The 25,427-nt window shown below is 61.7% G+C and carries 19 protein-coding genes; 14 read left to right on the top strand and 5 right to left on the bottom strand.

Translation table 11 applies throughout. The features are described 5' to 3' along the window. The first annotated feature begins 4 nt into the window (after positions 1 to 4). The 5 genes from ntrB to cobA are packed head-to-tail and all read left to right on the top strand — an operon-like array spanning position 5 to position 9,199. Positions 5 to 877, top strand: a complete 873-nt coding sequence (gene ntrB / locus OJ965_RS13000) for a nitrate ABC transporter permease (protein ID WP_009090596.1) — start codon at positions 5 to 7, stop codon at positions 875 to 877. 10 nt (positions 878 to 887) lie between these two features. Beyond that, entirely contained in the window at positions 888 to 1,676 is a 789-nt protein-coding gene (locus OJ965_RS12995; RefSeq protein ID WP_111208531.1) for an ABC transporter ATP-binding protein, read from the top strand. Positions 1,677 to 1,686: 10 nt separating this feature from the next. Further along, the gene (gene nirB / locus OJ965_RS12990) at positions 1,687 to 5,751 is read left to right on the top strand and encodes a nitrite reductase large subunit NirB (protein WP_265136186.1); all 4,065 of its coding nucleotides are present in this window, start codon (positions 1,687 to 1,689) and stop codon (positions 5,749 to 5,751) included. Next, positions 5,748 to 8,366 (top strand): nitrate reductase, encoded by a 2,619-nt coding sequence (locus tag OJ965_RS12985; RefSeq protein WP_265136184.1) that lies wholly within the window; start codon positions 5,748 to 5,750, stop codon positions 8,364 to 8,366. Before nirB ends, OJ965_RS12985 begins: the two co-directional genes overlap by 4 nt. Then, complete coding sequence (gene cobA, locus OJ965_RS12980; protein ID WP_154928334.1) at positions 8,366 to 9,199, top strand: uroporphyrinogen-III C-methyltransferase; 834 nt, start codon at positions 8,366 to 8,368, stop codon at positions 9,197 to 9,199. The genes OJ965_RS12985 and cobA overlap by 1 nt, the downstream gene beginning before the upstream one ends. A 166-nt stretch (positions 9,200 to 9,365) precedes the next feature. Here cobA and OJ965_RS12975 read toward each other — a convergent pair whose 3' ends face one another. Continuing rightward, positions 9,366 to 10,178, bottom strand: a complete 813-nt coding sequence (locus OJ965_RS12975) for a DeoR/GlpR family DNA-binding transcription regulator (protein WP_046101701.1) — start codon at positions 10,176 to 10,178, stop codon at positions 9,366 to 9,368. A gap of 352 nt (positions 10,179 to 10,530) precedes the next feature. Between OJ965_RS12975 and OJ965_RS12970 the strand changes: the two genes are divergently transcribed. From OJ965_RS12970 to OJ965_RS12935, 8 genes are all read left to right on the top strand, one after another. Continuing rightward, complete coding sequence (locus OJ965_RS12970) at positions 10,531 to 11,328, top strand: GolD/DthD family dehydrogenase (protein ID WP_009090586.1); 798 nt, start codon at positions 10,531 to 10,533, stop codon at positions 11,326 to 11,328. A 55-nt stretch (positions 11,329 to 11,383) separates the two neighbouring features. After that, positions 11,384 to 12,319 carry a D-ribose ABC transporter substrate-binding protein gene (locus tag OJ965_RS12965; RefSeq protein ID WP_046101702.1) on the top strand — a complete coding sequence of 312 codons (936 nt, stop codon included), beginning with the start codon at positions 11,384 to 11,386 and terminating at the stop codon, positions 12,317 to 12,319. A gap of 45 nt (positions 12,320 to 12,364) precedes the next feature. Then, entirely contained in the window at positions 12,365 to 12,976 is a 612-nt protein-coding gene (locus OJ965_RS12960; protein ID WP_265136179.1) for a DUF2291 family protein, read from the top strand. 10 nt (positions 12,977 to 12,986) lie between these two features. After that, positions 12,987 to 14,513 carry a sugar ABC transporter ATP-binding protein gene (locus OJ965_RS12955; protein ID WP_150030006.1) on the top strand — a complete coding sequence of 509 codons (1,527 nt, stop codon included), beginning with the start codon at positions 12,987 to 12,989 and terminating at the stop codon, positions 14,511 to 14,513. 17 nt (positions 14,514 to 14,530) lie between these two features. Beyond that, positions 14,531 to 15,598, top strand: coding sequence for an ABC transporter permease (locus OJ965_RS12950; protein WP_009090581.1), 1,068 nt, complete (start codon positions 14,531 to 14,533; stop codon positions 15,596 to 15,598). A gap of 11 nt (positions 15,599 to 15,609) precedes the next feature. Beyond that, the gene (locus tag OJ965_RS12945; protein WP_154928336.1) at positions 15,610 to 16,407 is read left to right on the top strand and encodes an SDR family oxidoreductase; all 798 of its coding nucleotides are present in this window, start codon (positions 15,610 to 15,612) and stop codon (positions 16,405 to 16,407) included. A gap of 171 nt (positions 16,408 to 16,578) precedes the next feature. After that, entirely contained in the window at positions 16,579 to 18,006 is a 1,428-nt protein-coding gene (locus tag OJ965_RS12940; protein WP_265136172.1) for a YchO/YchP family invasin, read from the top strand. A gap of 177 nt (positions 18,007 to 18,183) precedes the next feature. Next, positions 18,184 to 19,506: a methyl-accepting chemotaxis protein gene (locus OJ965_RS12935; RefSeq protein WP_111207461.1), complete on the top strand. Its 1,323-nt coding sequence runs from the start codon at positions 18,184 to 18,186 to the stop codon at positions 19,504 to 19,506. Positions 19,507 to 19,596: 90 nt separating this feature from the next. On the opposite strand, the gene OJ965_RS12930 is transcribed toward OJ965_RS12935, so the two are convergent. The 3 genes from OJ965_RS12930 to OJ965_RS12920 form a co-directional block, all read right to left on the bottom strand. After that, complete coding sequence (locus OJ965_RS12930) at positions 19,597 to 19,797, bottom strand: hypothetical protein (RefSeq protein ID WP_111207460.1); 201 nt, start codon at positions 19,795 to 19,797, stop codon at positions 19,597 to 19,599. A gap of 102 nt (positions 19,798 to 19,899) precedes the next feature. Beyond that, the gene (locus OJ965_RS12925; RefSeq protein WP_009090576.1) at positions 19,900 to 20,382 is read right to left on the bottom strand and encodes a MarR family winged helix-turn-helix transcriptional regulator; all 483 of its coding nucleotides are present in this window, start codon (positions 20,380 to 20,382) and stop codon (positions 19,900 to 19,902) included. Positions 20,383 to 20,702: 320 nt separating this feature from the next. Further along, on the bottom strand, positions 20,703 to 22,247 hold the full coding sequence (locus OJ965_RS12920; protein ID WP_265136165.1) for a methyl-accepting chemotaxis protein: 1,545 nt from the start codon (positions 22,245 to 22,247) through the stop codon (positions 20,703 to 20,705). Positions 22,248 to 22,654: 407 nt separating this feature from the next. Between OJ965_RS12920 and OJ965_RS12915 the strand changes: the two genes are divergently transcribed. Further along, on the top strand, positions 22,655 to 24,169 hold the full coding sequence (locus OJ965_RS12915) for a putative bifunctional diguanylate cyclase/phosphodiesterase (protein ID WP_265136163.1): 1,515 nt from the start codon (positions 22,655 to 22,657) through the stop codon (positions 24,167 to 24,169). A gap of 96 nt (positions 24,170 to 24,265) precedes the next feature. Here the strand turns inward: OJ965_RS12915 and OJ965_RS12910 are convergent, their stop codons facing one another. Next, positions 24,266 to 25,339 carry a porin gene (locus tag OJ965_RS12910; RefSeq protein ID WP_276558942.1) on the bottom strand — a complete coding sequence of 358 codons (1,074 nt, stop codon included), beginning with the start codon at positions 25,337 to 25,339 and terminating at the stop codon, positions 24,266 to 24,268. Positions 25,340 to 25,427: the final 88 nt, after the last annotated feature.

Below are 25,427 nucleotides of genomic sequence, written 5' to 3'. Positions count from 1 at the left end.
CGTTATGAAAACTGACGCGCGCGCCGTGGCGCAGCCGGTGAACCCCCCGAGCCGTGCCACCGTGATCCCGTTACAGGTCACCCCAAAAATCGCGCCCCGTCCGGCGCGTCTGCGGCCTCTGCTGCAGCGCACCATTCCGGCCGCGGGCGGCCTGCTGCTGCTCCTGCTGGTGTGGCAGCTCGCCGCGCTGGCGGAACCGGCGTTTCCGTCGCCTTACGTGACCTGGCAGGCCGCGCAGACCCTGTTCGCCGATCCGTTCTACAGCAACGGCCCCAACGACCAGGGCATCGGCTGGAACGTGCTGGCTTCGCTGCAGCGCGTCGCCATCGGCTTTGGCCTCGCCGCGCTGGTGGGCATTCCGGCAGGCTTTCTGCTGGGACGGTTCACCTTTCTCGCCCGGATGGGCAATCCGGTTATCGCCCTGCTGCGCCCGGTGAGTCCGCTGGCCTGGCTGCCGATTGGCCTGCTGCTGTTTCAGCGCGCCGAGCCGGCGGCCAGCTGGACCATTTTCATCTGTTCCATCTGGCCGATGATCATCAACACCGCCGAAGGTGTGCAGCGCATTCCGCAGGATTATCTCAACGTGGCGCGGGTGTTACAGCTCTCTGAATGGACGGTGATGCGCCGTATTCTGCTGCCCGCCGTGCTGCCCGCTGTCCTTACCGGGGTGCGCCTCTCTATCGGCATCGCCTGGCTGGTGATCGTCGCCGCTGAAATGCTGACCGGCGGACTGGGCATCGGCTTCTGGATCTGGAATGAGTGGAACAACCTCAACGTGGCCAACATCCTGATCGCCATTCTGATTATCGGCGTGGTCGGCCTGCTGCTGGAGCAGGGGCTGATGCTGCTGGTGCGTCGCTTCAGCTGGGAAAAATAAGGGGAAGAGCATGAAACACATTATTCGCGTTCAGCAGGTGAGCCAGCGTTTTAACACCGCCAGCGGCGAGTTCCTGGCCCTCGACAACGTCAGTTTTGATCTCCACGAAGGCGAAACCCTGAGCCTGATCGGTCACTCCGGCTGCGGCAAATCGACGCTGCTCAACCTGATCGCCGGGTTGACCCGCCCCAGCAGCGGCGTACTGCTCTGTGACAACCGTGAGATCACCGGTCCCGGCCCGGAGCGCGCCGTGGTGTTTCAGAACCATTCGCTGCTGCCGTGGCTGACGGCCTTTCAGAACGTCGAGCTGGCGGTGCAGCAGGTGTTTAAAGGACGTCTCACCCGCGCGGAGATGCACGACTGGATCGAGCACAACCTGAATCGGGTGCAGATGAGTCACGCCATGCACAAGCGGCCAGGCGAAATCTCCGGCGGCATGAAGCAGCGCGTCGGCATTGCACGGGCGCTGGCGATGAAGCCACGCGTGCTGCTGCTGGATGAGCCGTTTGGCGCGCTGGATGCCTTAACCCGCGCACATCTGCAGGACAGCGTGATGCGCATTCAGCAGGAGCTGAACACCAGCATCGTGCTGATTACCCATGACGTCGATGAGGCGGTGCTGCTCTCCGATCGGGTGCTGATGATGACCAATGGCCCTGCCGCGCAGATTGGCGAGATCCTCACCGTCGATCTGCCGCGTCCCCGCGCCAGGGTGGCGCTGGCCGATGAGCCGCGCTATCACCAGCTGCGCCAGAAGGTGCTGCATTTCCTCTATGAAAAACAGACCACGGCGGCATAGGGAGCAGACCATGAGGCAACGGTTGCTGGTGATAGGCAATGGCATGGCGGGGATGCAGATGGTGGAGCGGCTGGTGCAGCGTGCGCCGCAGCGCTTTGCTATCACGGTCATTGGCCGCGAGCCGCACGGCAACTACAACCGCGTGCTGCTCTCGCCGGTGCTGGCCGGGGAAATGGTATTCGATGAAACCCTGATCCATGACCCTGACTGGTATCAGCGGCACGGCGTCACGCTGCTGAGCGGTGAAACCGTGCTGCAGATCGACCTGGCGGCCCGCACGCTGCAGACCTGTCAGCGCCAGCTTGGCTGGGATCGGCTGGTGTTTGCCACCGGATCACGGCCGCGCTGGCCTGCGATCCCCGGCATTGAGGGCGATAACGTCGTGACGTTTCGCAGCATTGCAGATGTCCGGCAGCTGCTGGCGGGTGAGGGGCCAATCGTGGTGCTGGGTGGCGGCTATCTCGGGATTGAAGCCGCGGCGGCGCTGCGCGCCCGGGGACGGGCGGTGACGCTGGTTCATCACAAGCCCTGGCTGCTGGATCGTCAGCTGGATGCTCAGGCGGGCGGGCAGCTACAGGCGGCTCTGGAGCAGCGCGGTATCCGCTGTCTGCTGAACAGCGGCATTGCGGCCATCGGCAAAGCAGATGTGACGCTGACGGATGGCCAGCGCTGCGCCGCCCATCAGGTGGTGATCGCCATCGGCGTTGAGCCGGAGGTGACGCTGGCCAGGGCGGCGGGGCTGCCCTGTCAGCGCGGCATTCTGGTGGATGGCCAGCTGCGCAGCTCGGTCAGCGGGGTGTATGCCGTGGGCGAGTGTTGTGAACACCAGGGTGAAACCCCGGGGCTGGTGGCCCCCTGCCTGGCGCAGGCTGAGATTCTGGCTGCGCAGCTGGCGGGATCGCCGCAGCCCGATTTCGTCAGTCAGCCGCTGGCGACCCGGCTCAAAGTCAGCGGCATTTCGCTGTTCAGCGCCGGGGATATCAGTGAGGGGGAATCCCTCCACAGTTTCGATCCGCTTTCCGGCGACTATCGCCGTCTGTTTCTTCGCCAGGGCCGCCTGCGCGGGGTGCTGCTCTCTGGCGACACCCGGCAGGGCCCGGCACTGCTGGCGCGTCTGCAGCGGGGCGAGGCGGTCACGCTTAACGCCCTGTTCGACCCCGATCAACCTGAACCGCAGCCGCAGGCTGCAGAGAGTCCTGAGATGAGTAAACCCGTATTAGCCGTGGTCGGTCACGGTATGGTCAGTCACTACTTTCTTGAGCAACTCGTTGCCCGCCAGCTGCATCAGCATTACCACATCGTGGTGTACGGCGAGGAGTTGCAGCCAGCCTACGATCGGGTTCATCTCTCCGACTACTTCAGCGGCAAAGCGGCGGATGTGCTGTCACTGGTCAGCGCAGACTTTTTTGCCCTGCAGGGGATTGAACTGCGCAGCGGCTGTCAGGTGGTGGCAATCGATCGGGCGCAGCGCAGCCTGCGCGACAGCGCGGGCAATGAGCTGGCGTGGGACAGGCTGGTGCTGGCAACCGGTTCACGCGCGTTTGTGCCGCCGGTGCCGGGCCACGATGGCGACCGCTGCTTTGTCTACCGCACCCTGGACGATCTGGATGCGATCGCAGCCTGCGCCCGCCACAGTCAGCGCGGTGTGGTGATCGGCGGCGGCCTGCTCGGTCTGGAGGCAGCGAACGCCCTGAAGCAGCTCGGGCTGGAAACCCACGTAGTGGAGTTTGCGCCGCGACTGATGGCGGTGCAGCTGGATGAGGGCGGGGCGCTGATGCTGCGCCAGAAGATTGATGCGCTGGGCGTCACGGTTCACACCTCGAAGCAGACCGACATTATTGAGCCGCAGCCGGACGGCAGCGTGGTGCTGCGGTTTGCCGACGGCAGCGCGCTGCCCACCGATCTGGTGCTCTTCTCCGCCGGTATCCGGCCGCGGGATGAGCTGGCGCGGGAGGCGGGCCTGACGCTCGGCCCCCGCGGCGGCATTGAAATTAACGACTGCTGCCAGACCAGCGATGCGGCGATCTTTGCCATTGGCGAATGCGCCTTGTGGAACGGGCAGATTTTCGGGCTGGTCGCCCCCGGTTACCAGATGGCACGGGTGCTTGCCGGACATCTGGCTGGAGAGCCTGCGGCCTTCAGCGGTGCCGACATGAGCACAAAACTGAAACTGCTGGGAGTGGAGGTGGCGTCGTTCGGCGACGCGCACGGGCGCACGCCGGGCAGCCAGCACTATTACTGGAGTGATGGCCCTAAAGGCATCTACAAAAAGATCGTGGTCTCCGCGGATAACACCCGGCTGCTGGGGGGCGTGCTGGTGGGCGACAGCAGTGAGTACACCACGCTGCTGCAGATGATGCTCAATGCAATGCCGCTGCCCGCAACCCCGGAAAGCCTGATCCTGCCTGCGCTGGCCGGTGCGCCGAAAGCGCCCGGCGTCGCGGCGCTGCCCGACAGTGCGCAGGTCTGCTCCTGCCACAACGTCAGCAAGGGCGACATCTGTGCGGCGGTTCAGGCCGGATGCGGGGAGATGAGCAGTATCAAAAGCTGCACCCGAGCCGCCACCGGCTGCGGCGGCTGCGCGGCGCTGGTGAAGCAGGTCATGGAGTATGAACTGGAAAACCTCGGCGTCGAGGTGAAGAAGGATGTCTGCGACCATTTCAGCTATTCGCGTCAGGAGCTGTATCACCTGGTGCGGGCGGGGGAGTTCAGAACCTTCGAGGCGCTGCTGGCGTCTCACGGCAAAGGCCAGGGCTGCGAAGTGTGCAAACCGCTGGTGGCGTCGCTGCTCGCTTCCTGCTGGAACGACTACCTGCTCAGACCGGCGCATCTGCCGTTGCAGGACACCAACGATCGCTACTTCGCCAACATCCAGAAAGATGGCACCTACTCCGTCGTGCCGCGCGTGCCGGGGGGCGAAATCACGCCGCAGGGGCTGATTGCCATTGGTGAGGTGGCGGCGCGCTACGATCTCTACACCAAAATCACCGGCGGCCAGCGTATCGACCTGTTTGGCGCGCGGCTCGACCAGCTGCCCGACATCTGGCAGACGCTGCTCGACGCCGGGTTTGAAACCGGTCACGCCTATGGCAAGTCGCTGCGCACCGTGAAGTCCTGCGTCGGATCGACCTGGTGCCGCTATGGCGTGCAGGACTCGACCGCCTTCGCTATCGCCCTGGAGAACCGCTACAAGGGACTGCGCGCGCCGCACAAGATCAAGATGGCGGTCTCCGGCTGCACCCGCGAATGCGCCGAGGCGCAGAGCAAGGATATCGGGGTGATCGCCACCGACAAGGGCTGGAACCTCTACGTCTGCGGCAATGGCGGCATGAAGCCGCGTCACGCCGACCTCTTCGCCAGCGATCTCGATGATGCCACGCTGCTGCGCTATGTGGATCGCCTGCTGATGTTCTACATCCGCACCGCCGATCGTCTGCAGCGTACCAGCGTCTGGATGGACAATCTGGAGGGCGGTCTGGACTATCTGCGGCAGGTGATCATCGAGGATAGCCTCGGGCTGGGCGCGACGCTGGAGGCGGAGATGCAGCAGGTGGTCGACGCTTACCAGTGCGAGTGGCAGACCACGCTGGCGGACCCGTCGCGCCTGGCGCTGTTCACCCCAACCCTCAACAGCGCGCAGCCGGATGAGACACTGCACTACAGCCGGGTGCGCGGTCAGCGTCAGCCTGAAGCGGTGGCCGCGCGGCCACTGTTACAGCTGCCCGCCGAGCCGTGGAGTGCCATCTGTACGCTGGAGGCGATTCCGCCTCAGGCGGGGATCGGTGCGCGCCTCGGCAGCGAACGGGTGGCCCTGTTCCGCTTTGGCGAGACGCTCTATGCGCTGGAGGACCGCGAGCCCGGCAGCGATGCCAGCGTGCTGTCGCGCGGGATTCTGGGCGATGTGGGCGGCGAACCGGTGGTGATCTCCCCGCTCTATAAACAGCGGGTGCGGCTGCGTGACGGACAGAGCCTGGATAACCCGCAGCATCAGCTGCGCTGCTGGCCGGTGAAGCTGGAAGCGGGGCAGATCTGGCTGGCAAACCGTCCGCTCAACCCGCTGGCGCAGGCATCATGAACAGCACCTGTCCCTATTGTGGCGTGGGCTGTGGCGTCTGCGTCACGCCGCAGGGTTCGCAGCAGGCCGTTGTCACCGGCGATCCGCACCATCCTGCCAGTCTGGGCCGGTTATGCGTCAAGGGCGCGGCGCTGGGCGAGACGCTGACCCCGGAAGGCCGGTTGCTGACGGCCAGGGTCGACGGTCAGCCGGTCAGCCTGGCATCCGCGCTGGATGCGGCGGCGGCGGGGCTGCGCGCGGTGATCGATCGCTATGGGCCGGAGGCGGTAGCGTTTTACGGCTCCGGTCAGCTGCTGACCGAGGATTACTACGTCGCCAATAAACTGATGAAGGGTTACATCGGCGCCGCCAACATCGACACCAATTCGCGGCTCTGTATGGCGTCCGCCGTGGTGGGATATAAACGGGCGCTGGGCGCGGACGCTGTGCCCTGCTGTTATGAGGATCTGGAGCAGGCCGATCTGGTGCTGCTGGTCGGCTCTAACGCCGCCTGGGCGCACCCGGTCGTCTGGCAGCGGCTGATGCAGGCGAAGCAGCAGCGTCCGGCGATGCGCATCGTGGTGCTGGACCCGCGCCGGACCGCGAGCGGCGATCAGGCTGATCTGCACCTGCCGCTGCGTCCCGGCAGCGATGCGGTGCTGTTTTCCGGCCTGCTGCACTGGCTGGCACAGACGAAGGGCCTGGATGCCAGCATGTTGCCGCACCTCAACGGCGTCTCAGAGACGCTGGGCGCGGCGGCGGCGTGGGATGTGGTTCGGGTGGCGGTGGCGTGCGATTTAACCGTGCAGCAGGTGACGCACTTTTTCCGGCTGTTCAGTGAGCACGATCGGGTGCTGACGCTCTGGTGTATGGGGATTAATCAGTCCGTCACCGGCAGCGACAACAATCAGGCCATCCTCAATCTGCATCTGCTGAGCGGCAAAATAGGCCGCCCGGGCTGCGGCCCCTTTTCGCTGACCGGACAGCCAAATGCCATGGGTGGCCGCGAGGTGGGCGGGCTGGCGAACCAGCTGGCGGCGCACATGACGTTTACCGCAGAAGATTGCGACCGGGTGCAGCGTTTCTGGCGCAGTCCGGTGATAGCCCGTCAGCCTGGGCTGACCGCGCTGGATCTGTTCAGGGCGATCGGGGAGGGCAGCGTGAAAGCGGTGTGGATAATGGGGACCAACCCGGCGGTGTCGATGCCTGAGGGCAATCGGGTGGCGCAGGCGCTGGCGGCCTGTCCGCTGGTGATTGTGTCCGATGTGATGGCGCAGACCGACACCAGCGCCTTTGCCGATATCCTGCTGCCTGCCCAGGGCTGGGGCGAGAAGAGTGGCACCGTGACCAACTCAGAGCGGCGGATTTCACGTCAGCGCGCTTTCGTCAGCGCACCGGGTGATACCCGGCCAGACTGGTGGCTGCTGGCTCAGGTGGCGCAGCGGTTAGGGTTCAGTGAGGGGTTTAACTGGCAGCATCCGTCGGAGATCTTCCGCGAACATGCTGCGCTGTCCGGTTTTGAGAACGGGGGGCAGCGGGCATTCGATATCAGCGGGCTGGCGCAGCTGAGTCAGGCGGAGTACGACGCGCTGCGTCCGGTGCAGTGGCCGGTAAACGCTGACCACCCCCAGGGCTGCGCCCGGCTGTTCAGCGATCGGCGCTTTTTTCATCCGGACGGTAAAGCGCAGTTACGGGTGCCGGCAACGCCGCACGCTGTGCCGCGTGATGCGGCTTATCCGCTGCTGATGAACAGCGGTCGGGTGCGCGACCAGTGGCATACCATGACCCGGACCGGGCTGGTGCCGCGCCTGATGCAGCATTGTGATGAGCCGTTTGCGGCACTGCATCCGGCGGATGCCGTGCAGTATGGTGTGACGCCGGGCGGGCTGGCGCGGGTGCAGTCGCAGCAGGGCTGGATCAGCGTGCGGGTGCGTGCGGATGCCGGGATGCGGCGCGGCGAGCTGTTTGTGCCGATGCACTGGAACCGGCAGTTCAGTCAGCAGGGGCACGTCGACATGCTGGTTGCCGCCCGGGCCTGTCCTTTTTCCGGGCAGCCTGCGCTGAAGCAGACGCCCGTGCGCATCCTGCCGCTGGCGGTGCAGTGGCAGGGCTGGCTGTGGCAGCGCGGGATGACGCCGCCCGCCGGATTGCGTTACTGGGCGCGCGTGCCCTATCCGGCGGTGCAGCGGTTTGCGGTGGCGGGCGAGGGTTCGCCGCAGGCGTGGCTGGCCGATCATGCGGATCTGACCGGTTGTGAGGTGCAGGTCGCCACCGGCAGCGGCAGTGACTACCGGCTGCTGGCCTGGCGCGACGGCGCGTTGCAGCTGGCGTTTTACGCCGGCACAGCGCAGCCGGCGCTGGAGAGTGCGTTTGTCGCGGCGGCCTTCCGGACTGCCCCGCAGGATGCGGCCGGGCGGCACAGCGTGCTGGCCGGTCGGGCCGCAGAGGGCAGGGCGACGGGCCGGATAATCTGCAGCTGTATGGCGGTGGGTGAGCAGGCGATTTTGCAGGCGATGGCGCAGGGGTGCCGGTCGACTCAGGCGCTGGGCGAGAGGCTGAAGTGCGGCACACAGTGCGGCTCCTGTATTCCGGAGCTGAAGCAGCTGTTGTTGTCTGACGTGGTGGTGGAGGAATGATGACGCGGGCAATTGATTCTCTGGATAAGTTACTGGCTCCGGCCGGTGCGGGCGGGCAGGCGGGCAGGGTCTGGCTGGTCGGTGCCGGGCCGGGTGATGTGGATCTGCTGACGGTGAAGGCATTGCGGTTGCTGCAGCGTGCGGAGGTGGTGGTGTATGACCGGCTGGTGAGCGACGCGGTGATGGCGGAGGTGCCGGAGAGCGCATTGTCAATTGACGTGGGCAAGCAGCCGGGCGCGCATGGTCTGAAGCAGGCGCAGATCAACCAGCTGCTGGTGGATCTGGCGCGCAGCGGGCGCAACGTGATCCGGCTGAAAGGCGGCGATCCGTTTATTTTTGGTCGCGGTGGCGAGGAGATGGTGAGCCTGCAGCAGGCCGGGATCCGTTGTGAGGTGGTGCCGGGGATTACGGCGGCGGTGGGCTGTGCGGCGGCCAGCGGCATCCCGTTAACGCACCGGGAATGCGCACAGTCGTTGCGGTTGATTACCGGGCATGGGCGGCTGGGGGAGCCGCAGCTGGATGCGGCTGCGCTGGCGGCGGTGAATGAGACGCTGGTGTTCTATATGGGGCTGAGCTGGAGTGCTTCGATCAGTGCGCAGCTCCAGGCGCACGGGCGCGACAGGGAGACGCCGGTGGCGATTATCGAGAAGGGGACCCGGCCGGATCAGCGGGTGCTGATCACTACTCTGGGCGGGCTGGCGGAGACGGTGGCGCAGGCGCAGCCGGTGTCGCCGTCGCTGCTGATGGTGGGGGAAGTCGTGCGGTTTTACCGGGCAGATTTGCAGGAGCAGGGCGTTGTGCGTGCAGCAGGCGCAGGCTGTAGCGGGCTGTGAGGGCGGTGCGTCGTGCAGGAAAGGCATGCCTGATCGCAAAGGATTCCCGCCTCCCTGCGGATTGGGCTCGCCCTCCCTGGCTCGCACACTTTGCTCTTCAGGCAGGCCTTACCTGCCCGGCTGACGACGGTGCTTTCATTCGTTCAAAACGCTGCGTGCTAATCCGTTACATCGCCCGCTTCATGGGCAGAGGGGCCACCAGCACTTTCACGCCCAGCGCTTCGAACGCGCTGACCTGAGCGGGGCTGATGCCGCTGTCGGTAATCAGATAGTGAATGTGGCTCCAGTCGCAGGGCAGCGCAAACATCGATACTTTGTCGATTTTGCTCGAATCGGCGACCACGTAAACCGTGCTGGCCGATTTGATCATCGCCAGTTTTACCTTGATGTCGGTTTCACTCGGAAAGCTCAGGCCAAGACGCGGCGAGATGCAGGCGGTGGCCAGAAAGAGTTTCTCCGCCAGCACGTTCTCAAAGAAACTGGCCGCTTTTTCGCCAGAGGTGGAGAGTGTCGGAAATTTAAAGGTGCCCCCGGTGAGCAGGATGTTGATCCCCGGCTCGCCACCCAGCTTCAGGGCGATATTCACCGCGGTCGTTACCACGGAGAGACGCCGGATATGGCTGAGGGCATCAGTGATGGCCGTGGTGGTGGTGCCGGAATCGAAAATCACCGTATCGCCATTTTCGATGTGCTGCGCCGCCAGTCGGCCAATTGCCTCTTTCTCTTCCAGGTGTGTCTGCCGCTCCAGCAGCATTGCACCGCTGTTCTGTTTACCGGTCATCAGGGTCGCGCCGCCGTGATAGCGCTGTACAAACCCCTGTTTTTGCAGCATACGCAGGTCGCTGCGCAGGGTGGCCTCCGTCAGCCCAAAGGTCTCCGTCAGGGCTTTAACCGTGACGGTGCCATCCTCACGGATCATCTCCAGAATTTTCTCGCGGCGTTGCTGCATGTCAGCGAACTGCTCACTTTTGCTTTTCAATCGAAATGCTCCCTTTTCCAGTGACCTGACGGGTCGGGCAAACAGGCTCTTTGTGGCTGAGTTTAACGCGCCCTTTTTCTGAATGCGAGATAGCCCGGCGCACCATTGATTTTCGAACGAAAATAAAAAGCAGACAGGTTGTTGAATCTCTCACGCTTTCCGGATCGCGCCTGTCAGGCTTTATTTCACTACTGCAAGCCAGATCACGCCTTTTCAATCAGATAAGCGGCGCGGGCTGTGAGATGGTCGAAATTTGATCTGCTCCACATATCATTTCTTTTCGATAGCATATATTTTTGTTCGAAAATGATTACGCAAACGGCATCAGCAAAAATCTGAGGGGAAGAGTGGGATGAGTGGTGAATATGACGTAAACCTGCGCTACGGCGTGGATACCGCCCTGAATCTGGGTGACAAAGTGGCCGTCGTGACCGGCGGGCTGGGCGGGATTGCGATGGCCACCAACGGCATGCTGCTGGAGAAGGGGGCACGTCTGGCACTGCTCTATCCGCCGTTTGAAGCAGAGAAGGTTGCCAGTCTGCAGAAGGACTTTGCCGCCGACCGGGTCCGGTTTGTCTGCTGTGACGTCACCGACCCCGCCTCTGTCGACGCCGCCTTTGAGACGGTGGTTGCCCACTATGGCCGCATCGACATTCTGGTGAACTGCGCAGGCTACGTGATGCTGCAGCCGGTGGTGGAGACCGACTTTGCCGAGTGGCAGAAGCAGATCGCCGTCAATCTCACCGGGCCTTTTCTCTGCTCACAGGCGGCTGCACGACAGATGATCCGGGCGGGTGCGGGCGGCAAAATTATCAATATCGCCTCGCAGGCTGCCTCGATCGCTATCGACAACCATGTCGCCTACACCTCAGCCAAAGCGGGCCTGCTCGGCATGACCAAAGTCATGGCGAAAGAGTTTGCCCCGCATCGTATCAACGTAAACACCCTGTCGCCCACCGTGGTGCTGACGCCGATGGGCGAAAAAGCGTGGCGCGGCGAGAAGGGCGAGCAGATGAAAAAGCTGATCCCGCTGGGACGCTTTGCCTACACCGACGAGATCGCCGCCGCCGTGCTCTTTTTCGCCAGCAACGGCAGCGACATGATTACCGGCGCGGACCTGATGATCGATGGGGGCTTCACCATCTGGTAACGCCACGCTGACACCCGGGAATGAACACCCTGACATAACGATAAGCGAGAACATCATGAAAAACCGTACCCTGCTGTGTAGTGCCGTGGCTGCCTGTCTGGTTTCGCAGGCGGCGTTTGCCGCCGAAAAAGGCACCATTATGATCCTGGTTAACTCACTCGATAACCCCTATTACGCGTCAGAGGCCAAAGGGGCCAATCTCAAAGCGCAGGAGCTGGGCTACAAAACCACCGTGCTCTCGCATGGTGAAGATGTGAAGAAGCAGAGCGAACTGATCGACGCCGCGATTGGTAAAAAAGTGCAGGGTATCGTGCTCGATAACGCTGACTCCACTGCCAGCGTAGCGGCCATTAAAAAAGCCAAAGATGCCGGGATCCCGGTGGTGCTGATCAACCGTGAAATTCCGGTGGATGACGTGGCGCTGGCCCAGATCACCCACAACAACTTTCAGGCTGGCTCAGACGTGGCCAACGTCTTCGTGGAAAAGATGGGTGAAAAGGGTAAGTACGCCGAACTCGCCTGCAACCTGGCGGATAACAACTGCGTGACACGCTCGAAATCGTTCCATCAGGTGCTGGATCAATATCCCGACATGCAGAGCGTGGCGCGTCAGGATGCCAAAGGCACGCTGATCGACGGCAAGCGCATCATGGACAGCATCCTGCAGGCGCACCCGGATGTAAAAGGGGTCATCTGTGGCAACGGTCCGGTGGCGCTGGGGGCGATTGCGGCACTGAAAGCGGCGGGGCGTGACGACGTGATTGTGGTGGGAATTGACGGCAGCAACGACGAACGCGACGCGGTGAAAGCCGGCACGCTGAAAGCCACCGTCATGCTGCAGGCGCAGGCGATTGCCGCCGAAGGGGTGACCGATCTCGACAACTTCATTCAGAAGGGCGTGAAGCCGGAAAAACAGCGGGTGATGTTCCGCGGCATTCTGATCACCCCGGAGAATGCCAAAGGCGTTCAGGACTTCAATTACAAGTCGTAATTAACCACTGTCGCGCCTGCGCTGGCGGGCGCCAGGGAGAAGAAGATGTCCCGAAGAGTCTGGCTGACACTGGTGGTCACGCTGCTGAGTGGCTGCCGAATTATGTCGCAGCAGGAGCTGGCTGACCTGAAAAATCCCCCTAACCCGAAGATGGCTGATATTGACCAGCTCTGGCAGCAGAAGCTGGTGCCGCAGCTCCAGGCGGAGGCGCGGCCCGTGTCAGCGCTGCTCACCGCAATGCGGTCAGCCAAAGATTTTGACACTGCCTGTCAGACCGACGGCTATCGCACTCAGGCGGAGAATCCCTGCATCTTCAGCGTCTCGGTACAGGGCGATGTCACGGCAGTCAACACCACCTCACGCAGCGGAAAGATGACCGTAAAGGATGAATCAGGTGACAGTGTCACTATTCAGATCGGGCCGATCATCCGTGGCACCGCGCTGCGTGATGGCTACCGGGGCGCAGGTTATCAGGATTTTAACGACCAGGTGCTGTTCGGTGACTTCGGCAAGGCGATTAATCAGCACGCCTCGCAGATGATGCAGCAGTTCGCGCCGAAGGTGGGCGATAAGGTGAAGGTGACCGGCGTGTTCAGCAGCTGGGACATTCCGCAACAGCTGCCGGATATCACCCCGGCCGCCATTTCCCGGCAATAAGGAGCGGCAGATGCAGCAACCTCAACAGCCCGGCGATGTGATTATTGAAACGCGCAACCTGTCGCGTCTTTACCCCGGCGTAACCGCACTCGATCAGGTCAACTACCGGGTTTACCGCAACAAAGTCAATGTCCTGATCGGCGAGAACGGCGCCGGGAAGTCCACCATGATGAAGATGCTGGCCGGCGTGGAGACGCCTTCATCGGGCGAGATTCTGCTGGATGGCCGGCCGGTGTCGCTTCACTCCACCCAGCAGGCGGAGAAACAGGGGATCAGCATCATTTTTCAGGAGCTGAACCTGTTTCCCAACATGAACGTCATGGACAACATCTTTATCGCCAACGAGTTTTTCCAGCGCGGGGTGATCAACGAGAAGTATCAGTATGCGCTGGCGAAGTCGCTGCTGGAGCGGCTGCAGCTGGATGTCGATCCCTTTGCGCCGCTGGGCGAGCTGGGTATCGGTCATCAGCAGCTGGTGGAGATCGCCCGGGCGCTCTCCAAGGATACCCGGGTGCTGATCATGGACGAGCCGACCAGCGCGCTCAGCCAGTCGGAGGTGAAAGTGCTGTTCAGCGTCATTGAGCAACTCAAGCGGCGCGGCGTCACCATTATCTACATCTCCCACCGGCTGGAGGAGCTGATGGAGATCGGCGATCACATCACGATTTTCCGCGATGGCCGCTTTATCAGTGAGCGCGAGGTGCGCGACGCCAGCGTGCCGTGGATTATCGCGCAGATGGTGGGCGACCGGAAAAAACAGTTCGACTTTCAGCCTGCCCCGCAGGGGGAAACCGTGCTGGAGGTGGAGGAGCTGACTGCCCTGCATCAGAACGGTGGCTACAGGCTGAATGCGGTGAGTTTTACGCTGCGCAAGGGGGAGGTGATCGGCATCTATGGTCTGCTCGGCGCCGGTCGGACAGAACTGTTTAAAGGGCTGATTGGCCTGATGCCCTGCCAGTCGGGACGGGTGCGGCTGGCGGGCCGCGATCTGGCCAGACGCAGCTTCCAGCAGCGGCTGAAAAGCGGTATTGCGCTGGTGCCGGAGGATCGCAAAGGCGAAGGGGTGATTGAACTGATGTCGATCACCGCCAACATGACGCTCTCGGACTTCAGCCTGCGCGGCTTTCGTCGGGCGCTGGGGCGGCTCAACCCGCGTCGCGAGCAGCAGCGGGTCAGTGAGATGATCGGCCATCTGGCGATCAAAGTCAGCGATCCCGACCTGCCGGTCACGTCGCTGAGCGGCGGTAATCAGCAGAAGGTGGTGCTGGGTAAGGCGCTGATGACCGGGCCGCAGGTGGTCCTGCTGGATGAGCCGACACGCGGCATCGACGTGGGCGCGAAGACCGATGTCTATCACCTGATTGGCAATCTGGCGCAGCAGGGGCTGGCGGTGATGTTTTCCTCCTCCGAACTGGATGAGGTGATGGCACTGGCGGACCGGATTTTAGTGATGGCCGATGGCCGGATAACGGCCGATCTGCCCCGCGCAGCGGCCACGCGCGAACACCTCATCGCGGCATCAACCCCGCAGGATTAAGCGGGCCGGAGAATCTGATGAACCAAAAATATCTGCTCTACATGTACCTGCTCAAAGCGCGCACCTTCATTGCGCTGCTGATCGTGGTCTGCTTTTTCAGCGTGATGGTACCGAACTTTCTTACCCCCTCTAACCTGCTGATCATGACGCAGCACGTGGCGATCACCGGGCTGCTGGCGATAGGGATGACGCTGGTGATCCTGACCGGCGGCATAGACCTCTCGGTGGGCGCGGTGGCCGGGATCTGCGGGATGGTGGCGGGCGCACTGCTGACCAATGGCATTCCGCTATGGGGCGGCAATACGCTGTTCCTGAACGTGCCCGAAGTGATTCTGGTGGTGGCCCTCTTTGGCATCCTGGCCGGACTGATTAACGGCACGGTGATCACCCGGCTGGGCGTGGCGCCCTTTATCTGCACCCTGGGCATGATGTATGTGGCGCGGGGCGCGGCGCTGCTGTTTAACGATGGCGGCACCTACGCCAATCTGGTCGGGCTGCCCGCCCTGGGCAACACCGGCTTTGCCGTGCTGGGGTCCGGCACCCTGCTGGGCGTCTATCTGCCTATCTGGCTGATGCTCGGCTTTTTACTGCTGGGACTCTACCTGACGCGCAAAACGCCGCTGGGGCGCTATATCTATGCCACGGGCGGCAACGAGTCCGCCGCACGGCTGGCAGGGGTGCCGATCATCAAAGTTAAAATCTTTGTCTACGCCTTTTCCGGCCTCTGCGCCGGGCTGGTGGGGCTGGTGGTGGCGTCTCAGCTGCAGACCGCGCACCCGATGACCGGCAACATGTTTGAAATGGACGCCATCGGGGCCACCGTACTGGGCGGCACCGCGCTGGCGGGGGGACGCGGGCGCGTCTCCGGCTCGATTATTGGCGCTTTCGTTATCGTCTTCCTGGCGGATGGCATGGTGATGATGGGCGTCAGCGATTTCTGGCAGATGGTGATTAAAGGGCTGGTGATTGTCACGGCCGTGGTGATTGATCAGTTCCAGCAGCGTCTGCAAAGCAAAGTGGTGCTGCTGCGTCGCCATGAAAAAAAGCCGCAGCCGGCACCCCTCACTGATGTGCGTCATACGTAACAGGAGTAATGATGAGCGGAAAACAGCAGGGAAAAACTGTCGTGATCACCGGTGCCTGCCGGGGGATTGGAGCCGGTATCGCCGCGCGGTTCGCCCGCGACGGGGCGCGGTTGGTGATGGTGTCCAATGCGGACCGGGTGTTTGCCACCGCCGACCAGCTGCGGCAGCAGTATGGCAGTGAGATTCTGGCGCTGCAGGCTGACGTGACCGATGAAGCCGCGGTGCAGCAGCTCTATCAGCAGGCCGCCGAACGCTTTGGTCAGATTGATGTGTCGATCCAGAATGCGGGGGTCATCACCATTGACCGGTTCGATACGCTGCCAAAAAGCGACTTTGAGCGGATTCTGGCGGTCAATACGACCGGCGTCTGGCTCTGCTGTCGTGAAGCGGCAAAATATATGGTGACGCAGCGCAGCGGCAGCCTGATCAACACCTCGTCGGGGCAGGGACGGCAGGGCTTTATCTACACGCCGCACTATGCCGCCAGCAAAATGGGGGTGATTGGCATCACGCAGAGCCTGGCGCTGGAGCTGGCCCCGTGGAACATCACGGTCAACGCCTTTTGCCCCGGTATCATTGAGAGTGAGATGTGGGATTATAATGATCGGGTCTGGGGAGCGATCCTCAGCAGCGAAAAGAAAACCTACGGCAAAGGTGAGCTGATGGCGGAGTGGGTCAACAACATTCCGCTGAAGCGCGCCGGACAGCCGGAGGATGTGGCCGGACTGGTGGCCTTTCTGGCCTCCGAGGATGCGCGCTACATCACCGGTCAGACCATTAATGTGGATGGGGGTCTGATCTTCTCCTGACGGTGTCGGATGCGGCTGGCCTGCCGCACAGGCGGGCTTTTTTCAGCCAGACTTTTCTGTTATATGCACATTTTGCCGCTGCTGTCCTGCATCGCCGTCACAATATGTTAAGGTAATGATTGATAATTTGGCTTTTGTTGCAGCAACGAATCAATCAATTTACCAGGTGACATGATACGGAAAACGGGTTTTCTCGCCTTAATCACGCTGTCGCTCTCCGCGATACCCGCCGCGCACGCGTTTCAGACCGACACCGCCGTGTCAGAGACGCCATTCGACGATCCTGCGCGCTACAGCGACGCCCTGCCGACCCTCGGCAGTGTCAGCGATCAGGATGAGGCGTGGAGCAAAAAGCTGGCGACCGTTGCCAAAAGTATCGGCGAGGCGAGCAAAAACGACAGCAACGTCACGTTTGGCCAGCAGGCGGGCATCTGGGCGTTCAATCATCTGCGGGATGAGGTGGCCGAACGGGTAGAGAGCGAAGGGCAGTCGCTGCTGTCGCCTTACGGCACTGCACAGCTCGATCTGAAAGTGGACATGGACGGAAACTTCACCGGCACCGGCGGCGATCTCTTCAGCGCCCTGGCCGATGAAAACAGCCTGCTCACCTTCAGCCAGCTTGGCCTGCACGAAACTGACGATGGGCTGGTCGGCAACGCCGGACTGGGCCAGCGCTGGGAGGCGGGTAACTGGCTGCTGGGTTACAACGGCTTTGTCGACCGCACCTTCAGCAGCGGCCTGCAGCGCGCCTCGGTCGGCACAGAGGCGTGGAGCGATTCGCTGCGCCTCTCCGCCAACTACTATCAGCCTCTCTCCGGCTGGAAAAACCTGAGCGATTCCCGGCAGCAGCGGATGGCGCGCGGCTATGACATCACCAGCCAGAGCTATCTGCCGTTCTACCGGCAGCTCGGCGTCTCCGTGAGCTATCAGCGCTATCTGGGGGAGAATGTCGATCTGTTTAACAGCGGCAACCGCTATCACAACCCTTCCGCCATGTCGTTTGGTCTCTCCTACACGCCGGTGCCTCTGGTGACGCTCTCCGCCACCCACAAAACCAGCAGCGCCGGCGAGAGCCAGGATCAGCTGGGTCTGAAGCTCAACTACCGTTTCGGCGTGGCGCTGCGCCGCCAGCTCGATGCCGATAACGTCGCTGAAGCGCACTCGCTGCGCGGCAGCCGCTACGATACGGTGACCCGCAGTGAGACGCCGGTGCTCGCCTTCCGTCAGCGTAAAACCCTGTCGGTCTTTCTGGCGACCCCGCCCTGGCAGCTCAGCAGTGGCGAGAGTCTGCCGCTGAAGCTGCAGGTGCGCGCCAGTTATGCTATCCGGGCGGTGAGCTGGCAGGGCGATACGCAGGCACTGAGCCTGACACCGCCTGCCAACAATGCCGATCCGCAGGGCTGGAGTGTGATCCTGCCGCAGTGGGACCCGTCACCCGATGCCAGCAACGAATATCGCCTGTCGGTAACGCTGGAGGACAGCAAACAGCAGCGCGTGACCTCGAACTGGATCACCCTGAAGATTGCGCCACCGATGCCGATGGATGACGTGTCGCAGAACGATCGCTTCGATCTGATGGCTCCCGGCGCGGCGCTGTAATCACCTCCGCGGCCTCTGCGGCGGCGTTGTCCCGCCCGCGCTGCCTGAGCCGGGCGGGGGCTGAAAAGCAGTAACATCATGTTGCAATCATCAGCCGCAACTATCGCAGCAATGGATAAGGCGTGACGGGAAAATGCCGATAACTACAGCAGTTCCCACTCCTTTTCGGATTTGCTGATGCGCCTGAATGTACTGAAAACTCTGCTTCCCTCTTTTATCCGTCAGCGTGGCCTGCACGCTGCCGCGTCGTTCACCTCGCTGGGCGGTGCCATGGCCGTGATTGAGTTCACCCCGGCTGGCATTATCCGCCGGGCCAGTCCGCTGTTTCTGGCGACGATGGGATACCGGGCGGAGGAGATCGTGGGTCAGCATCACCGCATGTTCTGTCCGCCTGCGCTGGTGAACTCGGCTGAATATCAGCGTTTCTGGCAGCGCCTCGCGGCAGGGGAGAGCTTCAGCGACAAATATCTGCGGCTGGCTAACGGCATGCGCCCGGTCTGGCTGGAGGCCAGCTATATTCCGGTGACCGATCGACGCGGCCGGGTGTTCAAAATCATCAAGATCGCCGCCGATATCTCAGAGAGGATGCAGTCGTCGCTGGAGAAAGAATCCATCATAAACGCGATCAGCCGCTCGATGGCGATGATCGCTTTCAGCCCTGACGGGATTGTGCTGGAGGCAAACGACAACTTTCTCCAGGCCACTGGCTATCAGGCTGCGGAGGTGGTGGGACAGCATCACCGGCTTTTCTGTTCAGCGGAACTTTCAGGGAGCGAGGAGTACCGTCAGTTCTGGGCGCGGCTGAATCAGGGTGAATTCTTTTCGGGGCAGTTTCCCCGGCTCAACCGGCGGGGCGAACCGCTCTGGCTCAGGGCGACCTACAATCCGGTCTTCAACAGCGACGGGCAGCTCGACAAAATTGTGAAGTTCGCCACCGATGTGACTGAGCAGGTGCTGCGTAATCAGCAGGAATATGACGCGGCGCTGAACGCCTGGAATATGGCGGTTCAGACGCGGGGCAGTGCGCAGGCCGGGGCCAATGTGATTGAAAACAGCATTCAGAAGATCAGCCAGATCGCTCAGGAGATGGGCGATGTGTCGGCCGATGTCTCGCGCCTCAACAGTCAGTCTGCCAGCATCGATGGCATGGTAGAAACTATCCGGCGTTTTGCTATGCAGACCCGACTGATCGCCCTCAATGCCGCCATAGAGGCGGCGCGGGCAGGCGCGTCGGGCCGCAGTTTTGCCGTCGTCGCGGCCGAGGTGCGCACCCTGGCCGCCAGCGTCAGCAGCGCGACCGAGGAGATCGAACGGGTTGTGGCGGGCAATAACGAACTGGCGCGAGAGGTGCTGCGTGGCATTGAAACGTCGCTGGCAAGTACCGGTCAGGGAGTGAGCCTGATGCGTGAGGCGGGCGAGGTTATCGCCAGCATTCAGAAAGATTCGGAGCGGGTCGAGAGCGCTGTGCGTGAGGTTGCCCGGGCGGCACACGGCGAATAGTCGCCCATAAAAGGCGGGCTGAACAGTCCGCCGCAACAGCGGCCTAGCATAGCCTGCATCCCGTTAGCCTGTCGTCCGGCAGCGCGTCTGTCAGCGCACGATGGCCATCACCACCCGTAATGCATGGGTATAGATATCTCTCTGGCCGTTGACGGAGCGCGCCTCCTGCTGCCGGAGAAACGCCAGGATCTCCTCTGCGCCCGCAGGCTGGCCAGACCTCAGCAGGCTGGCGACCGCATGGCCGACCACGGCATGCACCTCATCCATGTCGACCGGTTTATTCGTGCTCAAAGGCGACCCCCGCGCAACAGTGTTGCTGAATGTTTTCTGAAAGCGGTCTGCCGAAGCGATGCCGCGAGCCCGGGCTGGCCGCCGCCCTGATGTGTGCGGCCATCATGGCAACGCCTTCACTAATTTGTCCCGCAATGTAGCGACCTGGGCTGTCAGATCGACGAGTTCATGGCAGGCCGTGTCCATCACCGAAATCATATCTGCCGGCACGCCCGCCGCCGTCACTTTAAGCTGGTGGCCCTGCTCGGTCAGGGAGACCCATACCCGGCGCTCATCCTGGCCGGTATCACGCTGGCGGCAGATCACGCCCGCACTCTCCAGCCGCTTAAGAAGCTGACTGAGCGTGCCGGAGTCGAGCCGGACGCGCGCCCCGATTTCGGAAACGGTCAGGCGATCTTTTTCCCACAGCACCAGCAGCACCAGATACTGCGGATAGGTCAGCCCCAGCGGCTTCAGCCGTGACTGATACAGTTTTGTCATCGCGAGGGAGGCGGAGTAGAGCGCAAAGCAGAGAAACTGATCGATCGTTTCCGGTGCTGCGCCAGGCGGCGGCGTTTCACAGATCCCCGTGGTTTCATCGTTCATATGTTTACTCATTCTGAGTCGGGGACGGGGGCGGCATCCTGATGCGTCTCCGCTGTAAGGGCACCGCAGTTGCTCCGGGTTGGCAACCCTGGCGGCCACCTCGCTTTACGCTGTCAGGCACCCGCTCTGTCGGGGGCCGTTGCGGCGGGAAGAAACCGGTTCCGTTGCCCCCGGATGGAAAGGCAAACCAGTATTGAGTCAAATTAAATTGAAGTCAACCCAACCGGCAGCCACGCCGGGTGCACAACGTGCTGAAGCGGCTGCGCGTTCAGCACGTCTCCACCCGCCACGTTCGGTGCGGCGTGGTCTGCCGGAGAGCGTTAAACCGTAAAGGTCTCGACCATGCCGCGCAGATCGCGCGCCTGGGCCAGCAGTGACTGCGAGGCTGACGAGGACTCCTCCACCAGCGCGGCGTTGTTCTGGGTAACCCCATCCATCTGACTTACCGCAACGCTGACCTGAGAGATACCCTGCATCTGCTCGCTGGAGGAGAGTGAGAGGTTGTCCATCGCATCGGCCAGTTCACCGACGCGGCTGACAATCTTCAGAATACGTTCACCCGTTCCCGCCGCGACGCTCACACCGCCTTCGACCTGCGTCACGGCCTGCTCAATCAGCTGTTTGATGTCACGGGCTGCTGTGGCGCTGCGCTGGGCCAGTGAACGGACCTCACCGGCAACGACCGCAAATCCGCGACCCTCTTCACCGGCGCGCGCCGCTTCCACGGCGGCGTTGAGCGCCAGAATATTGGTCTGGAAGGCGATCCCTTCAATCACCGCGGTGATATCCCGGACCCGGACCGCACTCAGCGAAATCTCCTGCATGGTCTGCGCCAGACGATGCACATCCGCTTCGCCGTCATGGGCCAGCATGGCCGCCTCACGCGCAGAACCCGCTGTCTGCTGTGCGCCTGCGGCATTACTTTTCACCGTGGCGGTCAGCTGCTCCATACTGGCTGCGGTTTCCTGCAGGGCCGCGGCCTGCTCTTCGGTGCGTGAAGAGAGCTCCGTGTTACCCTGGGAAATCTCATCGGCCGCCAGCGCAACCGACGCCGAGGCGTCTTTAATCTGCGTGACCATGCCGCGCAGGTGTGTCTGCATGCTGTTCAGTGAGGCGAGCAGGCTTGTCGTGTCACCCGTCCGCAGCGTGACCGGCGAGGTGAGATCACCGGCCGCGATCGCTGCCGCCAGCGTCTGCGCCTGGATCGGTTCACCGCCCAGCTGGCGCATCAGCATCCGCACAATGAATGTGCAGGTGGCGACCGCCGCCAGCAGAGAGATGACCGTCAGGATCATCAGTATGCGGGTGGTGCGACCAATGCTGTTGCCATTCTCCATGACGGTCTCCTGGCTGCTGCGCATCTCAAGCTCGGTCAGATCGTTTATCGCCTTCAGCAGGCTTTGCTGTGCCGGTCGCGCGACGTTTAACAGATAATCTGTGACCTCCTGCTGACGGTTTTCCAGCCCCAGTTTCCCCGCCGTCATCAGCGTGGAGAGGGCCGCACCCTCGCTGGACTCAATCCGCTCCATCGCTTCCCGCCCGGCCTGCCCGGCGTCCGTCTGCATCATGCGTGCCAGCGCTTCGCGGTTGCTGATGTAAAGCGCCCGCTGTTTCTGCAGGCGTTCCCACTCAGGCTGCATCGCCTTCGGATCGGTCAGCAGGGCAAGGTTGCGCACGGCAATCGCCATATCACGGACGCCGCCCCGCATATCGAGCACCGTCTGATATTTTTTCAGCCGCACATTCACCACCTCGTTCATGCCATCGCGGGCACTGTCCAGGGCGTGAATCGCTGTGCCAGCACAGATAACTAACAGCAAAATCAGTAAACCAAAACCTGCACTCAGACGCGTTGAGATTTTCATGTGTTTTTCCGGAAGGGGTCATTAGTTAAAACGGTATCGGCCGTCAGCGGCAATTCTGGAGGGTTGCTATTAACTAAATTGAGCACTATTTATTACCGTGCTATTCAGTGACTTGCCGGGAAGAAACCCCGCAGGGGGATTAATTTATCCGGTCGGACCTGTTAAAACGCCCGCCGCTGCCGATAGATCCCTGACTGGTATGAGTGATCAGTTCCGCCCCTGCCGGTCAGGAGCGATCCTCTGCCTCACTGTCACACAGCCAGTGAGAACGCCTGATTAGTACCAGGCAGAAAAAAAGGGGTCATTATTGTCAGCCACGCGCAGACCGTGTTTAACCATCACGCCCCGGTTTTTTACAGAAAAATTAAAACAACACTCTGACACCTTTCATCACCAGGAATTAACGCATGCGCCTGAAACTTTTCTGGCTCGCAATGCTGAATATTGCGACCATCTTTTTACTTTCCACGTTGTGGGAATATGGGCTGGAGGCGCACCTCGCTCATCTGCTCGGCCTGAGCTATAACCTGGATTTTGAAACCAGCGAACGCTTACGGTTCATCCTGACATCGACCGCTTTCGCCGGGCTGGCGATGGTGATTCCGGCGCTGCTGATTGCGGGTCTGATCCGCAAAACGCTGCTGGCCGAAAAAAATGCGCTCAGGCTGGCCGGAACCGATGCGCTGACCGGCGTACTCAATCGCCGATCGTTCAATGCGCATATCGCCGCGCTGGATGCCTGCGGAATGCCCTATACCCTGACGCTGCTTAATATCGATGATTTCAAAACTATCAACGATCTCAACGGCCATCGTCAGGGGGACACTATCCTGGTGGCGCTCGCGTCGATGCTGACCGCGTCGGCTGGCACGGAAAGTCAGGTGTTTCGCATCGGTGGCGATGAGTTTGCCCTGGTCATGGCGGCGTCTCAGGCCGAGCAGGCGCTGGTGGAGGCCGGCAGGATCTGTGAGCATGCCTCAGCCATCCGCACCGGGCCGCATACCGTTATGCACCTCTCTGCCGGTATTGCCAGTTCTGACTGTCCGGGACAGGAGGATGTGGTGCGGGCCGCCGATCTGGCGCTCTGTGAGGCGAAGCGCAATAAAGAGGCCTCTCTGGCCCGTTTCACGCCGGATATGGCGCTGCGCTTCCTGCAGCGGGAGAAGCTGGAGCATGAAGTCGCCGCCGCCGTCAGCGGGCATGCCATCGTGCCTTTCCTGCAGCCGCTGGTTTCGCTGCGCACCGGCAACATCACCGGGTTTGAGATCCTGGCGCGCTGGATCACCGCCTCCGGTCAGACGGTGGCACCCGCGCAGTTTTTGCCCGTGGTGGAGCGGCTCGGGCTGATGGACAGCCTGACCGTGGCGCTGCTGCAGGATGCCGTCAGCGCCACGCGGGCATGGCCTGCCGGGCTCGGTCTGTCGCTGAATATCACCCCGGAGCAGCTGCTGAGACCTGCGCTGACCAACTGCCTCTCCGCCATTATGCAGCAGGCCGGGCCGGTGATGCTGGAGCTCGAAATCACTGAACAGAACGTGATGGCGATCTCCGACGATGCCCGTCAGGCGATCAGACGCCTCAGGGAGGAGGGAATTGGGGTCGTGCTGGATGATTTCGGCACCGGCTACTCCAACCTGTCGGTGCTGCTGGGGCTGGGGATTACCAAAATTAAAATCGATCAGTCGTTTATTGCCGGGATCGTCACCGGGTCGGAGCAGCGCAAGGTGGTGGAAACCCTGCTGACGCTCTGTCAGGAGCTGAACGTCATTATTACCGCAGAAGGTATTGAGGATGTCTCAACGCTGAGATGGCTGAGAAAGCGCGGTTGTGACTACGGTCAGGGCTATCTCTTCAGTCGTCCGATACCGGCTGAGCAGGCTACACTGCTGCTGGCGTCGGCGGATGCAGAGGGATTCATCTAGGAAGCCGCCGTCTCCGTTATTGAGCCAGACCCGGAAACTCAGCTGGCACAGCGATAATATAACGGGCCCGGCAGCGTGTGCCGGGCCGCACGGGCATCAGAACTGATAGATCAGACCCACGGCCGTAATATCATCCGTGGCCAGTTTAAGCGGGTTGTTGTCTTTCAACAGGTTGATGCGGTATTCGCCATAGACCGACATATTCTTGTTGAAGTAGTAGGTCGCACCCACCGCGGTGTATTTGACAATGTCGGCGTCGCCGATATTCTCAATCTCTTTACCTTTCGATGAGACGTAACCCACAGACGGACGGAAACCATTCAGGAACTGATACTGAGCAACGGCTTCAAAGTTCTGCGCCTTGTTCGCGAAACCGTTGGTGATCGGCGTGGCGTTCAGGGTTTCACCATACATCGCGGCCAGATAAACCTGGTTCGCATCATATTTCACTGAGGTCGCCCAGTGCTGCGCTTTTTCACCTTCACCGCGTGGGGCGGCGTTCTGCGCCGTTGTGCGATCCAGGCTGGCAAAGGCGCCGGCGAAGCTCAGGCCAAAATCGAAGTCATAAGAGGCAGAGAGGGCAAAGCCATCGCCGTTAGAACGACGTACGCCGTCGGTGTTAGCGCTGCGATCGTTTTTACCCTGATACTGCGCGGCAACGTTTAACCCCTGAACCAGGCCAAAGAAATCGCTGTTACGCCAGGTCAGCACGCCGGTTGAGCGGCCAGAGAGGAAGGCGTCGGTGTAGCCGGAATCGCCGCCAAAGAAGGGCAGCATATCGGTGTAACTCAGCGCGTCATACACCAGGCCGTAGTTACGTCCATAATCCAGCGCACCGGCTTCGCCAAACTTCAGGCCAGCGTAACCCAGGCGGGTACGGTTGCCGCTCTGCGCATCGCTGCCTTCTGAGTTGTGCAGGCTGTACTGATACTGCCAGAAACCGTAGCCGGTCAGCTGATCGGTAATCTTTGTTTCGCCTTTAAAACCCAGGCGGGAATAAGAGGAGGTATCACCGTTGTTCTTATCGTCGTCAGAAAAGAGGTGCGACACGTTAATCTTGCCGACCAGATCCAGCTTATTTCCATCCTTGTTATAAATTTCTGCGGCCTGCACTGAAGAGAGACCGAGCAGTAACGGCATGACAGCCGCCAGTAAAGTGCGCTTCATCATTTATTCATTACCCTGTATTCATTAATTATTATGCCCCGGCTGCGGGGTGAAAAGAAAATGACACAAAAAGTTAAAATTACAAAGCGCA

Origin of the sequence: Pantoea anthophila, assembly GCF_026104315.1 — a bacterium.
Lineage (GTDB): Bacteria > Pseudomonadota > Gammaproteobacteria > Enterobacterales > Enterobacteriaceae > Pantoea > Pantoea anthophila.
This window is presented reverse-complemented; position numbering and strand designations above follow the sequence as displayed.

Coding starts and splice junctions, on each gene's coding strand:
- OJ965_RS12955 (WP_150030006.1), top strand. CDS start 12,987: ATGCAGCAACCTCAACAGCCCGGCGATGTGATTATTGAAACGCGCAAC.
- OJ965_RS12940 (WP_265136172.1), top strand. CDS start 16,579: ATGATACGGAAAACGGGTTTTCTCGCCTTAATCACGCTGTCGCTCTCC.
- OJ965_RS12935 (WP_111207461.1), top strand. CDS start 18,184: ATGCGCCTGAATGTACTGAAAACTCTGCTTCCCTCTTTTATCCGTCAG.
- OJ965_RS12970 (WP_009090586.1), top strand. CDS start 10,531: ATGAGTGGTGAATATGACGTAAACCTGCGCTACGGCGTGGATACCGCC.
- OJ965_RS12925 (WP_009090576.1), bottom strand. CDS start 20,382: ATGAACGATGAAACCACGGGGATCTGTGAAACGCCGCCGCCTGGCGCA.
- OJ965_RS12985 (WP_265136184.1), top strand. CDS start 5,748: ATGAACAGCACCTGTCCCTATTGTGGCGTGGGCTGTGGCGTCTGCGTC.
- OJ965_RS12965 (WP_046101702.1), top strand. CDS start 11,384: ATGAAAAACCGTACCCTGCTGTGTAGTGCCGTGGCTGCCTGTCTGGTT.
- OJ965_RS12910 (WP_276558942.1), bottom strand. CDS start 25,339: ATGATGAAGCGCACTTTACTGGCGGCTGTCATGCCGTTACTGCTCGGT.
- OJ965_RS12945 (WP_154928336.1), top strand. CDS start 15,610: ATGAGCGGAAAACAGCAGGGAAAAACTGTCGTGATCACCGGTGCCTGC.
- ntrB (WP_009090596.1), top strand. CDS start 5: ATGAAAACTGACGCGCGCGCCGTGGCGCAGCCGGTGAACCCCCCGAGC.
- nirB (WP_265136186.1), top strand. CDS start 1,687: ATGAGGCAACGGTTGCTGGTGATAGGCAATGGCATGGCGGGGATGCAG.
- OJ965_RS12915 (WP_265136163.1), top strand. CDS start 22,655: ATGCGCCTGAAACTTTTCTGGCTCGCAATGCTGAATATTGCGACCATC.
- OJ965_RS12920 (WP_265136165.1), bottom strand. CDS start 22,247: ATGAAAATCTCAACGCGTCTGAGTGCAGGTTTTGGTTTACTGATTTTG.
- OJ965_RS12950 (WP_009090581.1), top strand. CDS start 14,531: ATGAACCAAAAATATCTGCTCTACATGTACCTGCTCAAAGCGCGCACC.
- OJ965_RS12960 (WP_265136179.1), top strand. CDS start 12,365: ATGTCCCGAAGAGTCTGGCTGACACTGGTGGTCACGCTGCTGAGTGGC.
- OJ965_RS12995 (WP_111208531.1), top strand. CDS start 888: ATGAAACACATTATTCGCGTTCAGCAGGTGAGCCAGCGTTTTAACACC.
- cobA (WP_154928334.1), top strand. CDS start 8,366: ATGACGCGGGCAATTGATTCTCTGGATAAGTTACTGGCTCCGGCCGGT.